The sequence below is a fragment of the Streptomyces sp. NPDC048696 genome (assembly GCF_043198895.1).
Lineage (GTDB): Bacteria > Actinomycetota > Actinomycetes > Streptomycetales > Streptomycetaceae > Streptomyces.
In genome coordinates, this window is sequence record NZ_JBICVJ010000011.1 from 204,522 (window position 1) to 217,613 (window position 13,092).

A 13,092-nucleotide genomic window follows, 5' to 3' on the forward strand; every position below is an offset into this window, starting at 1 on the left:
GGACTGGTCAGTCCGGTATGGGCGAGGAAGGACCATGGGAGTTGGTTGTTGGAACAGACACGGTGGATGCCGCATTCGGCAGCATCGGCGACATCGGCAAGGTGGTCGCCGACGAGGTGCCGCCGAACCCGATCCAACAGGGCCCGAACTAGCCTTCTCCTCTTCGCTTGCCCAGCGTGAACCGGCGCAGATCACCACTGAGACGTGCGGAACGGAGGTGCGGCACCGTTCCTGTTGGAGATTCAGAAGCGGGACCATCTCCACCGTGCAATCCGGCCACGTGTCTGGCGCTACTCCGTGACCTGCACGTTCGTCACCGCACCGTGAGGTGCAGGTCCCGGCCCGGCGCGTTGTTCTCATCAGGAGCGGGGCTGGGGAGCATGGAGTGGCGGTGGGTGGCGCGGTATTCGCTGGGGGACATCGGCGTCGGTCGGCACCGCTGCCCGGGCGCGGAACTCGCACGGGTCGAGGGCCGCATGGTGCTGTCCGCGGCGGCGGCGCGGTTCCCCGACCTGCGGCTCACCACGCCGGACAAGCCAGCCTTCCTCGAACTGGTCTCGTTCCGCGCTCCCACACGGCTGGAGGTGACGCGCAACCCCGTACTCCATGAATGAGGCTGACGAGGCCGGGTCTGGCCTATATTCCCGTTCGGCGGTCCGCTGCTGCGGCGGCACGTGATCAGCAGGGCCAGAGGGCGGCGGCCGCCTTCCCCCGCGAGGTGGATCTTGCTGGTCAGGCCGCCCCGGGAGCGTCCGAGTCGTTCGTCGGGGCGGTGCTGCCGAGGTGAGCATCCTTTTCCCGGCACTCGCGGGGGTTTCTTGCGTGCTCCGGCGGCGTGTGGGTGGCCTCGGCCCGAGGTGGAGTCCACGCTCACCATGGACCGGTCGATACGGCCTTCCGCGTCGGCGTCGGCCAGGACGGCTGCGAAGACTCTGTCCCATGTGCCGTCCGCCGACTGCGTCTGTGCCGTTCGTACGCGGTCTTCCACTTGCCGAACCGCCCAGGCAGATCCCGCCATGGCACCCCGGTGCGCGCCGAAAGAGGATCCCGTTTGTCACCCTGTGATGGCTCTCCCAACGTCCGCCTCGCTGACCGGATTTCCGTAGATGTGGCCCCAGCCGCAGCCATTCATTTCATCGTTCGTGAGATCTCCTCGCCCCATGGGCATGCCGACGAGTCAAACCCGAGGCGGTCACAAGATCCGCCGGACAGGCCCCAGGTCGGCCGTCCCGTCCCTGACCTTTCGCTCGCTCCGGCGGGAGAGGGGCGGCCGACCCGGACCTACGAACTCCTCCACAACGGCCATTCGTCCTGCTCCGCCTGGCCGGCCACACCGCCTGGCCGGCCACACCGGCGGGCCGGCGGATCTGCCACCGCTCGTCGCCAGGCATTGGCTGGTTCGCGTCGACACTGCCGTAGCAGGCGGAGGCAACCCAACCCTGGATGGTTCACCGAGATCCTCGTACGCCCCGACGGCGGTAAGGCAATCGTCAACCTCCTTCAGCCAAACGCATATAAGCGTACTGATGCACCCTTCGAGTGAGATATGCGCTTGGCATCTTTCCGTGGTTGATGCAGTGCGCTGTTGTGGACGTGCTCCCCGGATTCGGGGGGCCATCGCAGAGAAGAGGGGATTCATCGTGAATCTCAAGTCCCGAACTCTCATGTCCCGAGCGCAGCGGCATGGGTTAGCCGCTGTGACGGTGTCAGGTGCCGTCGCGCTGGCCTTCGCGCCGGTGACGGCCTCCGCTGCTGGCAACGGCACGTCCCACACCCCGGCCAGGGCGCAGGCTCCGGTCACTGCCTCGCTGGTGAACGGGGTGTCCGGCCGGTGCATGGACGACCCCGGCTTCGTCACCACTGACGGAACGCAGATCGCTCTGTGGGACTGCAACGGCGGTGCGAACCAGCACTGGACGACCTCCGGGTCTGGAACCGTCACTGCCGGGGGCAAATGCCTCGACGTGGCCGGTGGTCCCGCCGGTGCGCAGACTCCCGGTACCAGGGTCGTGCTGTGGACCTGCAACGGATCACCCAGCCAGAACTGGACTCTCACAGGCCAGCCCGCGCAGATCAGGAACGCTTCGGGCCTGTGCCTGGACACGGCCATGGGAGTCGGCCCCAACGGCGTGCCCCTCGTGGTGTGGAACTGCATCACGACATCGAAGAGCCAGGCGTGGACACTTCGGTGAGGTCTCCACGCGCTGAACGCCCGCAATTCCCGGCGGCGTAGACACGGCGAGGATGCGGCCACGATCCGGACGTACCGCATCCTCGCAGCAGACCAACCAACCAAGCCGGCACCCCGCCGACCGTCGCGTCCGTCAAGGGCCGCTGATACCGGCTGTGTACCCGGTGTAGGCCAGGCGGGTCACGTCACGGGTCGGCGGCACGAGCCTGATCGGGTGCTTCGCAGCCTTGGAGATCTGGTTCGGCTGTGCGGTGTGGTTCCTGTGTCAGCGCAGTTGCTGGGCGAGTCCGACGATGATGCCTTCTGGGCCGCGGAGGTAGCAGAGCAGGTAGCTGTCCTGGAACCGGGCGATCTCGCCGATGAGGTCGGCGCCGTGGGGCCGCAGGCGGGCGACGGTGTCCTTGATGTCGTCGACGGCGAACATGACGCGGTGGGTGCCCACGATGTTGTGCGGCTGGTTGCCGGGCCCGGCGCTGATCGCCGCGGGGCTGTGGTACTTCGCCAGCTCGATCCGGCTGTGGCCGTCCGGGGTCCGGACCATCGCGATGTCACAGCGGACGCCGTCGAGTCCGGTGCACTGGTCGGCGACGGGGCCCTCGATCTGTGCCCTGCCCTCCAGCTCCATACCGAGCTCCACGAAGAACGCGATGGCGGCATCCAAGTCCTCGACGACGATGCCGACGTTGTCCATCCGCTGAATCGCCATGCTGGTTTCTCCTTCTTCGCCGTGCGGCCGGTGGTGGCCGTTGATGTCCCTGGGACGGAGCCGGTGGCACGTTCTCGACATCCGCAGACCTCCGGACTCCGAACAATCCGGATCGCGTCTCAGCACCGCTACACCAGGCCTGCGAGCCAGCCGCCGCCACCGGGGTGAGTGTGGCGCAGGCGGCCGCTCCCAAGAAGACGATCAGCCGCAGCCTGCCGTCCCCGTTTTTCCCTGCTTCCTTGACGATGCACAGCGTGCGCGTTTGAGCATGGCGCCCTTCCCACTCTATTTACGGTGCAGGGTCTGCGCCTGGAAGGCACTGTCTGCGGCGTGCCCTCGTTCGGGAAGGCACCCTGCGGCCCGGACGAGCGGTGTTCCGGCGGGGGCGAAGCGCCCGTACGGCGCGACGACCGACCGGGCCGTGAGTGTTGGTCGAGAGGGTCGTTGGACTCGATATCGTTCGGGAGACGCTGCGGGGCGCTGCCCGCGTCGGTGCTCCGCTTCCAGGGCGCTGGTTGGCTTCTTCGGCGGGCCGCAGAGGTGTTCTGGCCATTCCCGGCGGACGGTGGGTGGCGCCCGGTACCTTCCCCTCATGACGTTGGCGTTTCCTGAGCTGCGGCGCCCGACTCCTGGGCCCACATCCAATCCGCCGCCGGGTGGTCCGTCCACCGGTCCGCCGACCAGGCCCGACAAGAACCCCCCGTTCCCCCCGAGCAACCCGCAGCACCCCAAGCCGGACAAGTGACCGAGTGCGCATGGAACGGCTCCCGTTCGAGGATTTGCCGGCACCGACCCGGTCGGCGATCGCTGCCCGGGTCGGTGCGGACTGCGCGTACGTGGACGTGGAGAACGGCACCAGCTCCGCCTTCGCGTCCTGGGCCTGGCCGACCCGGGGCACCATGACCGAGATGGTGTTCCTCAAGGGTCTGCCGCTGGTTTGCGAGGGGATCGACCAGCTGCGTACGGAGATTGCGGTGGCTCCGTACCTGCCGCCCAGCGCGCCGAGAGTGCTGTGGCACGAAGAGGCGGGCGGCTGGCTCGTGATCTGCTTCGAGGGCCTGGATGCATCGGCCTGGACGTACTTCGGCGCCGACAGTGAGCACCTGGAGTCGGTCGCCGCCGTCCTGCGTGACTTGGGCGAGCGCCCGGCGCCGCAGGTGGCACGCCGCACGGCGTGGGAGAAGTGGGGCGCGTACTGTGACCCAGCCGATCAACCGCTGCTGGCCGGGGACCGGCTCGTGCACTGCGACCCCGCGGCCTCCAACTTCATGACCGGCCGCGACGGCCGGGTGTGGCTGATCGACTGGGCCTGGGCAATGCGCGGGCCCGCCTGGCTCGACGCCGCGCTGTGGGGGTTCCGGCTGGTCCTGGACGGCAAACAGACTCCGGAGCAGGCGGCACGGTGGTGTGCTCGGGTGCCCGCGTTCGCTGCCGCCCCCCGCAGGTCGGTGACCGTCTTGACCGAAGCGGAGGCCCGGTGGTGGGAGGCATGGCAGGCGTACGGCACCCCCAACGTGGAGGGCACGATCGCGGCCGCGCGGGCGTGGGCGGGGTACTGGGCCTGCGCGTAGTTGCGAGCGCGGACGAGCCGGGCAGGAGCCGGTGAGCGCTCCTCGCCTCGCGTGCTGACAGGGGTGCGCGGCCGGACCTCCCGCCGTCCAGGACCTCGACATCGAGCGTCTTCGCGCCGCGCCGCGCCGCACCTGCGCCTCGTCCGGGCGTCGTGCCAGGCTCGGCGGTGTTCGGCTCCACATCGCTGTGATTCTTGACACCCAGTCAGTCCGCGCCGCGGCGGGTGTCCCGAAGACCATGACGGGGCTGGACGCGCACAAGAAGGCGTCGGGGCGCAAGCGGGGACTGGCCGTTGACGTTATCGACCGCTGCCTCGGGCGGGCGTGCCTCACGAGGTGAGAGTGTTTCCGATAGCAGCGCCGCTGCGCCGAGGGTCCTTTTCTCCCTCTGTGGGCGCCGCTTCGTCGGCGGCGTCCTGCGTGGCCAGTCCGGCTACAGCGTCTCCAACAGGCAAGATGGATAGGGCATTTGGAAGACGCAAACGTCGAGACATCGCGGTGATTCCATTCGTGCGGTTCTGGGGGGAGCCTTCGCCGGTGCGGGTCGTTGCTGCGCCGCCCGACGAGCAATATCCATGAGCGCTGGAAAATCGCGGCGAAAGTCGACTGCCACGATGACGTGAGTGAACGGCGACGCTTGCGTTCTCGTATCGCACGGCCGGGCCGTTGATTTGGCACCCCACCTCCCAAGGCCTCGGCATAGTCGCGTTATGTCCGTTCTCTTCATGCTGGGTTGAGTCGGAGGGTCCGGAGGGTCCTGGTGGCGTCCCGGGTGTGGTGCTTGCAAGAGGGCTGTGATGGTGGTGTGTCCGGCTGTTTTGGAGGATCCCGATGGCGAGCAGATCGTGGCGGCAGGCCATCTGGCTGTGGCCGTGAGGGCGCTTCAGGCGCATCCTGTGAAGTGCGCAGAGTGGGCGCGCGTGGGTTCTGGCCGACGAGGAGGAATGCATGGAGAGCGCGCCGAGCAGGACGGCGATGTTTGCGGCCGTGTCGCGTGGATTGTTTCGCCTGGAGACGGCGTTGCCGTGGGTACTGGATGACGTGCTGGCCCTGGTGCTTGTCGGCCCGGTATGGCGGGAGCTGCGGGACCGGTTCGATCCGCTGTTCCCCGGCCCGGTCCGTCGCGAGTCCCGCGCGGCTGTCTGCACCCGCAGCCGGTACGCCGAGGACCGGCTGGCTGCCGGCGCCTTCACGCAGTACGTGATTCTTGGCGCGGGGCTTGACTCGTTCGCGTGGCGGCAGCCGGATCCGCTCGGCTCGCTGACGGTGTTCGAGGTTGATCACCCTGCTTCCCAGGCCTGGAAGCTCGAACGGGTCAGGGTGCTCGGCCTGCCGCTCAGCGACTCGCAGGTGTTCGTGCCGGTGGATTTCGAGGCCGAACCGGTTCAGGATGCTCTGGGCGCGGCCGGGTTCGACTGGGCGCAGCCGGCGATGTTCTGCTGGACGGGTGTCGCTCCCTATCTGACGGCGCAGGCGATCGAGTCGACGTTGCGCACGATCGCGGCGGCTGCTCCCGGGTCCGAGGTGGTGTTCTCCTACCGGGCCGAGGACTGTGTGCTGGACGCCGTGGGGACGGAATTCGCCCGGATCTACACGCCGATCGCGGCTTCTGCTGGCGAGCCTCTTCAGCCCGGCTGGCCGGCAATCGAGATCGAGAGGCTGATCAGCCGGTGCGGGCTAAAGGTCGTGGACCATCCCGCACGCGCAGACCTCCAGCAACGGTACTTCGCCGACCGTACCGACGGGCTGCGGCCCTATACCTTCGAGACCCTGGTAGCCGCGCGGGTCACCTGAGCGAACGCAGCCACGTCCGGCAACCTCACCCTCTTCGAGTGCCGGTCGGCGGACAGGCGGACGTTGGTCCCCTGGCCTCCCGCGATGCCCAGTAGGCCCTCGTCGGCCAGGTGCTGGACAGCCTTGGTGACGGTGTGGGTGCTGACGCCGTACTCGTCCGCCGACCGGAGACGGAGGGGGAGCCTGCCTCTCAGCCGGCCGGTGTGGATGCGGTCGCGCAAGTCGTCGGCGACCTGCTGCCAGGCGGGCTTGGACAATATGCCGACCGGCACCGTGAGAGGGCAGGCGGCCGGGCGTAGCCGAGTGGTCAGCGCACGCCTGACAAACTGCGCGGTGAACATGGGGATGCCGTAGTAGCGGGCGATCTGTCCAGTGTCCGGCACGGGGCCGGTGGGCCGGGTGCGGGCAAGGCGGCTGAGGAGATCGCCGACACCCCTCGCCCGACCGCAGCACGATTCGGGCCCGCGCATGCATCGTGACCACGCCAGCCACCGCCGCTCGACCAACTCCACCACGACACTGGCCAGATGAGGGAACAACGTCTCGAAGCTCCGCGAAGAACACGCGAGCCGTGATCACAGCCACCGCTGACACCGACAGCGTGAGCGCAGCTGGGGACCTGCGCGCCGCGTAGGTCCCAACAGGCGGGGCAGGAGCGCGGGTTCGGCCCCATGCATGCGGCATCATGGCCGGTCAGCGATGGCGTACCGGCTCAGCGGAAGATCGCTGGGTATAGTGCAGGCGTTTCGGGGAACCGGTGACCTGGAGCCGGTCGACCTCACGCGCCACCTCGTGTTCATCGACACCCGAGGCCCTGGCGGAGCACCCGATGACTACATCGCCGAGGAGGCCGTCCCATGGAACCCGTCACGCTGATCACCGGTGGCTCGACCGGAATCGGCGCCGCCACCGCCCGCGCCCTGCTCAAGCAGGGCCACCGCGTGGCCGTCACCGGACGTGACGCGGACAAGCTGGCCGCATTCGCTGCCTCGGCCGCAGTGGGCGAGCGGCTGCTGACGCTTACTGGCGACACCAGCGACGCGCACGACGTCGCCTCCGCCGTGCGCCGCGTGGTGGAGGCGTGGGGCCGACTGGACAACGTCATCGCCAATGCCGGTTTCTCACTTCCCGGCAACCTGGAGAGCCACGCCCCCGAGGAGATGCGCGCGATGGTCCTCACCAACGTCCTGGGCCCGGCCCTGCTGGTGCGGGAGACCCTGCCGCACCTGCGGGAGTCCAAGGGCCGGATCGTGATCATCGGTTCGGTCGCCGGGGTGCGCAACACGCCTGGCAACCTGTACTCGGTCACTAAGTGGGCCGCGCACGCACTGGCCGAGAACACCCGGCTGCTGGTCGGCAAGGACGGGGTCGGCGTGACGGTCGTCGCCCCCGGGGTGGTGGACACCCCGTTCTGGGACGAGCGCGGCGGCACCCCCGAGGCGGCGCCGGTGATGACGGCCGAGCAGGTCGCGGACACGATCGTCTTCGCCGTCAATCAGCCCGCGGGCGTGGACATCAACCACATCACCATGCGGCCGACCGGGCAGGTCGGCTGACGCCGCGCTCCCAACGGCCGTACGACAAGACGCTTTCGGTCCCGCCGCGTACCACGCGGTGCCAGCCGAAGGCGGGTGAGTACGCCCTTGGTCGGGCAGCCGGGTCACGTCTCCGTGACCCGGCTACCCGACCAACAAGGTGTTTCTGAACCGGTTGCGGGCGGCCGAGACGAGGTGTTCGAGGAGCAGCGTGCCGATGCCCCTGTGGTGGACCGCGTCGCCCACGGCGAGGGAGATCTCGGCGCTGTCCGGGCGCGAGTTCCGCTCGTACTCGGCGAGCCCGACCGTCTTGCCGCGCACCTCGGCCAGCAGGGCGAGATGGCCCGGACGACCGGTGGCGCAGGCGCGGTCGGCGGCAGTGCGGCCGGGGCTCCGGCTCGCACCGAAGAACCGGAACCAGAGGTTCTCCGGCGACATCTCCTCGTACAGGCTCAGGATCTGCTCATGGTCGCCCGGGGCGACCGGCCGGATCAGTGCGGTCGAGCCGTCCGCCAACAGGGCGTGCACGGGTTCGACGTGGTGCTGCGGTTCAGACATCACGGGCCCTTCGTGGAATGGTCTGTCCCTGCGGGTCCGAGCGCCCGGGTCGTGCTCCCCACCGGCCGCGAGAGCAGGCGGCGGGAGCTCGTGGCCCTGTCTGAGGGCGGACGACCCATCCCAGGGAACGGCTCGGCTCCGTCGCGTGCCATGGCTGGCGCGGCGCTCCCGGCAGCCGAGAACCCCGGCCGAGGGGGCTCGCGGCCGGAGCGTCGCGGTTCACCGCAGCCATCGGTGGCCGCCGACGAAGGGCAGGCGCTCCCACAGTCTGCCGAGTCCCCAGGTGCGGCCGGCGCAGGCGACGGCGAGGGTGATCAGGACTGCCGCGTACAGGACGTGGTAGTCGATGAACGGGTTCGAGGACGCGCTGAGGGAGCCGTTCGACAGGTGCCGGGCGGGCGGCCATTCGGCGATCCACATCAGCGCCATCAGCGCGGTGCCCGCCACCGCGGCGAGGCGCAGGGCGACGCCGCCGGCCAGGGCGAGGCCGATGCCGAGCAGACCGAGCATGAACAACCAGTCCGCCCAGGTGGCCCCGGCCCAGTCGTGGAAGGTGGACTCCATGGGGCCGGCGGTGACGCCGCCGAGGAATCCCTTGGTGGGGGAGCCGCCGTCGATCCAGCCCTTGCCGGAGTGCGTGGCGTAGCCCCAGCCGAAGGTCTTGTCGAAGAACGCCCACAGGAACGTGAACGCCGTCACCAGCCGCAGTCCGGCCAGCGTGCGCCGCAGGGCCGGCGACACCGCCACGGCGTTGTCGGCCGACGCGGCCCGCGCGGTACCGCCCGCCGCGCTCTTGAGCCGGAAGGTGAAGCGGGTGCCTGCGTGCGGATGGGGGTGCCCGTGTACCGCCATGGTCCTCAGCTCTCTCCTCGTGCCCACGCCCGGTGCGTGGGCAATGGCCAATGTGGCGCCGGGCACGGCCGCTGTGGTGGGGGCGTTCGGGCCACCCCGTGGGACGGTTGGTCCTTCGTGCGGGACCGGTCGGGACCGTTCGGCCCTCGCGGCCGGCGCGGGGCGCGGAGCAGTGTGGGACGGGTCGCCAGGCTCCACGCATCCGGGAGGACGCCATGCCACGTACGGTCATCGCCGGAATCGACGGCTCGCGCGAGTCGGGGGCCGCCGCCACGTGGGCGGCGCGCGAGGCGGCGCGGCGCGGGCTCGCGCTGCGGCTGCTGCACGTCTGGCAGGCGTGGCAGCCCGCCTTCGCGTACGCGCCGATGGGCGGCGCGGTCGTGCTGCCCGACGGGCAGGAGGGGCCGGACAGCGACGAACGCCGGGCCGAACGCATGCTGGACAAGGTGTACGAGCAACTGCGCGACCGCCACCCCGGTGTGGACGTCACCGCGGAGCAGGTCCCCGGCCGGCCCGTGGAGATCCTGCGAACGGCCGTGGACGAGGCCGAGGTGCTGGTCCTCGGCTCACGGGCGCTGAGCACCCTGGCGGGTTTCCTGACGGGTTCCGTCTCGATGGCCGTCCTCGCCCACGCCCGCCGACCGGTCGTACTCGTACGGCCGACCGGGTCGGCCGACGCAGGTGAGGCGGCCGAACCGGAGGACGAGGCGCGTGACGGTGGAGCACCGCGTGACGTGGTGCTCGGGCTCGACTTCTCGCGTCCCTGCGACGCGTTGATCGACTACGCCGTCGAAGCCGCCATGATGCGCGGCGCCGCCCTGCGCGTCGTCCACACCTGGACTCCGCCGCCCGTCTACGGGTACGACCCTGCCGCGGTGGACCCCCGGCACATCGTCGCGCTGGGTGAGGCGGAGGCGGGTGCGCTGGAGGACGCGATGCAGCCGTGGCGGGCCAAGTTCCCCTCGGTGCGTATCGAGACGCGGTGCGTCGCGGACCGGCCCGCCGAACGCATCGTCGAGGCGGCCGAGGATGCCGCGCTGCTGGTGGTCGGCCGCCGCATCCGCAGCGGGGTCACCCACATCGGACCCGTGACGCACGGCGTGCTGCACCACGCCCGCACTCCGGTCGCGGTCGTGGCGCACCGCTGAGGGCCGTGTGCCGCCTCGCCGCGCGGGATCCGCGCATTCAGCGCCCGTGGCGCGCGGCCAGCGGCTCGTACCTGACGTCCACCACACCTTCGACGGCCAGGGCGAGGCGGGCCGCCGTGGGGATCAGGTCAGTGTCGCCGGCGTCGCCCTGGAGCGTGACGACTCCGTCGGTGACGCCGATGCGGAGGGCCCGGTGCGAGACCGGGAAGAGCGGGACGACGACCTCGCGGCGGATCTGCGCGGCCAGTTCCTCGTCGGAGCGCAGGAACACCTTGAGCAGGTTGGCGCGGCTGATGATGCCGGCCACACCCGGTGGGACGCCGACGTAGTCACAGCACGCTGTCGCTGCCACTGCCGTGCGGGGCGTACAGGTCGAGCAGCCTGGGGACGCGGCGGAGTCACACGCCACCGCGTCGTGTCCAGCAGACGCAGCCCGCATGGGCAACCACCACCTCTCCGCTCGCGTACGACGTGACCCTCGCGCAGTCGACGTGCGTGCGACAGGTCCGGTTCGGCCCTTGTCCGGGCCATACGGGCCCCTGTGTGTGCCCGTTCGGCACTGGGACGTGTGCGGTGCGCGGCGGAAGGTGAGCCGCAGGCGACGACAAGCGTGCCGACCGGACCGGCGAGGGCGGCGATCACGGTGAAATCCGTATGCGACACACAGATGGTGACGGAACTCGTGCGGGACGCCACGACCGCACCCTCCCTGCACAACGCACAGCCCTGGGCGTTCGTCTTCCGCTCGGCGGACGGTGTGCTGGAACTGCACGCGGATCCGAGTCGGCAGCTGCCGTACACGGACCCGGGCGGGCGGGCGCTGCACATCAGCTGCGGGGCGGCCCTGTTCACCCTGCGCGTGGCGATCGCCCACCGGGGCCGGGAGGCGGAGGTCTCACTGCTGCCCGACCCCGCCCGGCCCGGCCTGCTCGCGTCCGTGCGTGTGCGCAGGACCCCGCACGCCGACGCGGACCTGGACGATCTGTACCCGGCCGTGCACCGCAGGCACACGAGCCGTTACCCGTTCGCCGACACACGCGTCCCGCAGGAAGTCTGGGACGCGCTCGCCGAAGCGGCGCGAGCCGAAGGCGCCCTGCTCGTGGTCCCCGGGCCGTGGCACGTCCAGGCGGTGCTCGGGCTCACGGAGGACGCGCAGTGGTTCGACGCCGAGGAGCGCGGCCGTGCCGACGAGCTGGACCGGTGGACCCGGCTGGGCCGGTACGCCTCGGACGTGGCCGTCGACGGCGTGCCCGACTACGCCTTCGGTCCGCACCCGCGTGCGGGCGGCGCCGTGGTGCGGGACTTCTCGGCGGGGCGGACCGTGGCGGGCCGGGGCACCGCCGATTTCGAGTCCGCTCCGCAACTCGCCCTGCTGGGCACCGCGGACGACACCCCGATGGCCTGGCTGCGCTCGGGCCAGGCTCTGCAGCGCGTCCTGCTCCTCGCCACCTGCCATGATCTCGCGGTGGGCCTGAGCAGCCAGGCCCTGGAACGCGGAGAGCTGCGGTGGGCCGCCCGCGATCCGCTCTCCGCCATGCAGCACGTCCAGATGGTCCTGCGGCTCGGCTACGGCCCGACGGGTCCGCGCAGCCCCCGGCGCGGTGTGCGGGAGGTGCTCACGATCCGCTAGGCGTGGCACGGAGGCCGAACGACCCCTCGCGCAGGGCCGGTTCGCCCCTGCCGAGTGTGGTCCGGCCGGTGGGAGTCTGCCCAGTGGGGCCGTGGTGTCCCGCCCGACGACCTGCGGGTGCGATCCCCGGGTCGACGCCCGCGCACCCGCCACCACGGCTGATCCCAGCCCGCCCGTGGATCCACCTGGAGGTCGATCATGCAACGCCACATCACCGCAGGCATCGACGGTTCGCGCGAGAGCGCGGACGCGGCCCACTGGGCGGCCCGCGAAGCGGAGCGCCGCGGCCTGCCGCTGAACCTTCTCCATGTGGACGACGAAGCCGCCGTCCGGACGGACCTGCCCGCACTGGACGCCCCGGGCGAGCGCGGCCGCACGGCCCTGGAACAGGCGGCCGTCCAACTCGCCTACTGCCACCCCACCTTGGAGATCCACCCGGTCACCGCGCTCGGTCCGCCGACGGCCACCATCCTGGAGGCGGCCGCGACCTCCGAGATCCTCGCCCTCGGCTCACGCGGCTTCACCGGTCTCGCCGCGTTCCTCGTCGGTTCGGTCGCGCTGGAGGTGACCGCGCGGGCCGCGTGCCCGGTCGTCCTCGTACGGGCCGGGGAGTGCCCGCAGGACGAGCGGCAGGGTGTGTCGGGTACCGGCGCCTACCGGCCCGTGGTCCTCGGCCTGGATCTGGACCACCCGTGCGACGACCTGCTCGTGTACGCCTTCGACACGGCGGCCGGCCGCCGGGCCCCGCTCCATGTCTGGCACACCTGGGCCGTTCCCCTGGTGCCGTCGGCGGACGCGGAGGACCCGGCGGTGGAGAAGGCCCATGCCCTGGCGGCTGTGCTGGCGCCGTGGCGGCGGAAGTTCCCCGAGACGGAGGTGGTGGAGCGTACGGTCCACGGCCGGGCCGGCCACCAGCTCGTGATGGCCTCCACCGGGGCGAGCCTGCTGGTCGTCGGCCGCCGCGCCGACCGCCTCGGCCCGGTGGCCCACTCCGTGATCCACCATGTGCTGTGTCCGGTCGTGGTGGTGCCGCACGACTGAAGTCCGCCCCGTGCGGATCGGTCGCGCCGCGACGTTTCGTACAGGTGGCATTCCGTCCAAGCGGTC

The 13,092-nt window shown here is 70.6% G+C and carries 13 protein-coding genes and 2 pseudogenes; 9 read left to right on the forward strand and 6 right to left on the reverse strand.

Annotated features, from left to right (window positions below; genetic code table 11):
• The first annotated feature begins 395 nt into the window (after nucleotides 1–395).
• Nucleotides 396–614, forward strand: a complete 219-nt coding sequence (locus ACGFRG_RS24145) for a hypothetical protein (RefSeq protein ID WP_393267246.1) — start codon at nucleotides 396–398, stop codon at nucleotides 612–614.
• Between the two features lie 58 nt (nucleotides 615–672).
• Here the strand turns inward: ACGFRG_RS24145 and ACGFRG_RS24150 are convergent.
• A pseudogene (locus tag ACGFRG_RS24150) lies at nucleotides 673–1,162 on the reverse strand (IS5 family transposase); the annotation flags it as partial.
• A gap of 535 nt (nucleotides 1,163–1,697) precedes the next feature.
• On the opposite strand from ACGFRG_RS24150, the gene ACGFRG_RS24155 reads away from it, so the two are divergent.
• Nucleotides 1,698–2,192 carry a ricin-type beta-trefoil lectin domain protein gene (locus ACGFRG_RS24155; protein WP_393267051.1) on the forward strand — a complete coding sequence of 165 codons (495 nt, stop codon included), beginning with the start codon at nucleotides 1,698–1,700 and terminating at the stop codon, nucleotides 2,190–2,192.
• Nucleotides 2,193–2,456: 264 nt separating this feature from the next.
• Here ACGFRG_RS24155 and ACGFRG_RS24160 read toward each other — a convergent pair whose 3' ends face one another.
• Complete coding sequence (locus ACGFRG_RS24160) at nucleotides 2,457–2,897, reverse strand: VOC family protein (protein ID WP_393267054.1); 441 nt, start codon at nucleotides 2,895–2,897, stop codon at nucleotides 2,457–2,459.
• A 755-nt stretch (nucleotides 2,898–3,652) separates the two neighbouring features.
• Between ACGFRG_RS24160 and ACGFRG_RS24165 the strand changes: the two genes are divergently transcribed.
• The 3 genes and pseudogenes from ACGFRG_RS24165 (at nucleotide 3,653) to ACGFRG_RS24175 (ending at nucleotide 6,262) form a co-directional block, all read left to right on the forward strand.
• Nucleotides 3,653–4,468, forward strand: coding sequence for an aminoglycoside phosphotransferase (locus tag ACGFRG_RS24165; protein WP_361433490.1), 816 nt, complete (start codon nucleotides 3,653–3,655; stop codon nucleotides 4,466–4,468).
• A gap of 187 nt (nucleotides 4,469–4,655) precedes the next feature.
• A pseudogene (locus tag ACGFRG_RS24170) lies at nucleotides 4,656–4,772 on the forward strand (IS5/IS1182 family transposase); the annotation flags it as partial.
• A 644-nt stretch (nucleotides 4,773–5,416) separates the two neighbouring features.
• The gene (locus tag ACGFRG_RS24175) at nucleotides 5,417–6,262 is read left to right on the forward strand and encodes a class I SAM-dependent methyltransferase (RefSeq protein ID WP_393267058.1); all 846 of its coding nucleotides are present in this window, start codon (nucleotides 5,417–5,419) and stop codon (nucleotides 6,260–6,262) included.
• Here ACGFRG_RS24175 and ACGFRG_RS24180 read toward each other — a convergent pair.
• Entirely contained in the window at nucleotides 6,223–6,603 is a 381-nt protein-coding gene (locus ACGFRG_RS24180) for a GntR family transcriptional regulator (RefSeq protein ID WP_393267060.1), read from the reverse strand. The two genes, ACGFRG_RS24175 and ACGFRG_RS24180, sit on opposite strands and share 40 nt — an antisense overlap.
• 516 nt (nucleotides 6,604–7,119) lie before the next feature.
• Here ACGFRG_RS24180 and ACGFRG_RS24185 point away from each other — a divergent pair.
• Entirely contained in the window at nucleotides 7,120–7,818 is a 699-nt protein-coding gene (locus ACGFRG_RS24185) for an SDR family oxidoreductase (RefSeq protein ID WP_393267063.1), read from the forward strand.
• Nucleotides 7,819–7,941: 123 nt separating this feature from the next.
• Here ACGFRG_RS24185 and ACGFRG_RS24190 read toward each other — a convergent pair whose 3' ends face one another.
• Both ACGFRG_RS24190 and ACGFRG_RS24195 read right to left on the reverse strand, forming a co-directional pair.
• On the reverse strand, nucleotides 7,942–8,355 hold the full coding sequence (locus tag ACGFRG_RS24190) for a GNAT family N-acetyltransferase (protein WP_393267066.1): 414 nt from the start codon (nucleotides 8,353–8,355) through the stop codon (nucleotides 7,942–7,944).
• A 219-nt stretch (nucleotides 8,356–8,574) separates the two neighbouring features.
• On the reverse strand, nucleotides 8,575–9,207 hold the full coding sequence (locus ACGFRG_RS24195) for a hypothetical protein (protein ID WP_393267069.1): 633 nt from the start codon (nucleotides 9,205–9,207) through the stop codon (nucleotides 8,575–8,577).
• Between the two features lie 215 nt (nucleotides 9,208–9,422).
• Here ACGFRG_RS24195 and ACGFRG_RS24200 point away from each other — a divergent pair, with 215 nt between their 5' ends.
• Nucleotides 9,423–10,355: a universal stress protein gene (locus ACGFRG_RS24200; protein WP_393267072.1), complete on the forward strand. Its 933-nt coding sequence runs from the start codon at nucleotides 9,423–9,425 to the stop codon at nucleotides 10,353–10,355.
• 37 nt (nucleotides 10,356–10,392) lie between these two features.
• On the opposite strand, the gene ACGFRG_RS24205 is transcribed toward ACGFRG_RS24200, so the two are convergent.
• A complete protein-coding gene (locus tag ACGFRG_RS24205; RefSeq protein ID WP_393267075.1) occupies nucleotides 10,393–10,662 on the reverse strand; it encodes a BON domain-containing protein in 270 nt (89 codons plus the stop codon).
• Between the two features lie 360 nt (nucleotides 10,663–11,022).
• Here ACGFRG_RS24205 and ACGFRG_RS24210 point away from each other — a divergent pair, with 360 nt between their 5' ends.
• Both ACGFRG_RS24210 and ACGFRG_RS24215 read left to right on the forward strand, forming a co-directional pair.
• Entirely contained in the window at nucleotides 11,023–11,985 is a 963-nt protein-coding gene (locus tag ACGFRG_RS24210; RefSeq protein WP_393267078.1) for an Acg family FMN-binding oxidoreductase, read from the forward strand.
• 198 nt (nucleotides 11,986–12,183) lie between these two features.
• Nucleotides 12,184–13,026, forward strand: coding sequence for a universal stress protein (locus tag ACGFRG_RS24215; RefSeq protein WP_393267081.1), 843 nt, complete (start codon nucleotides 12,184–12,186; stop codon nucleotides 13,024–13,026).
• Nucleotides 13,027–13,092 lie beyond the last annotated feature (66 nt).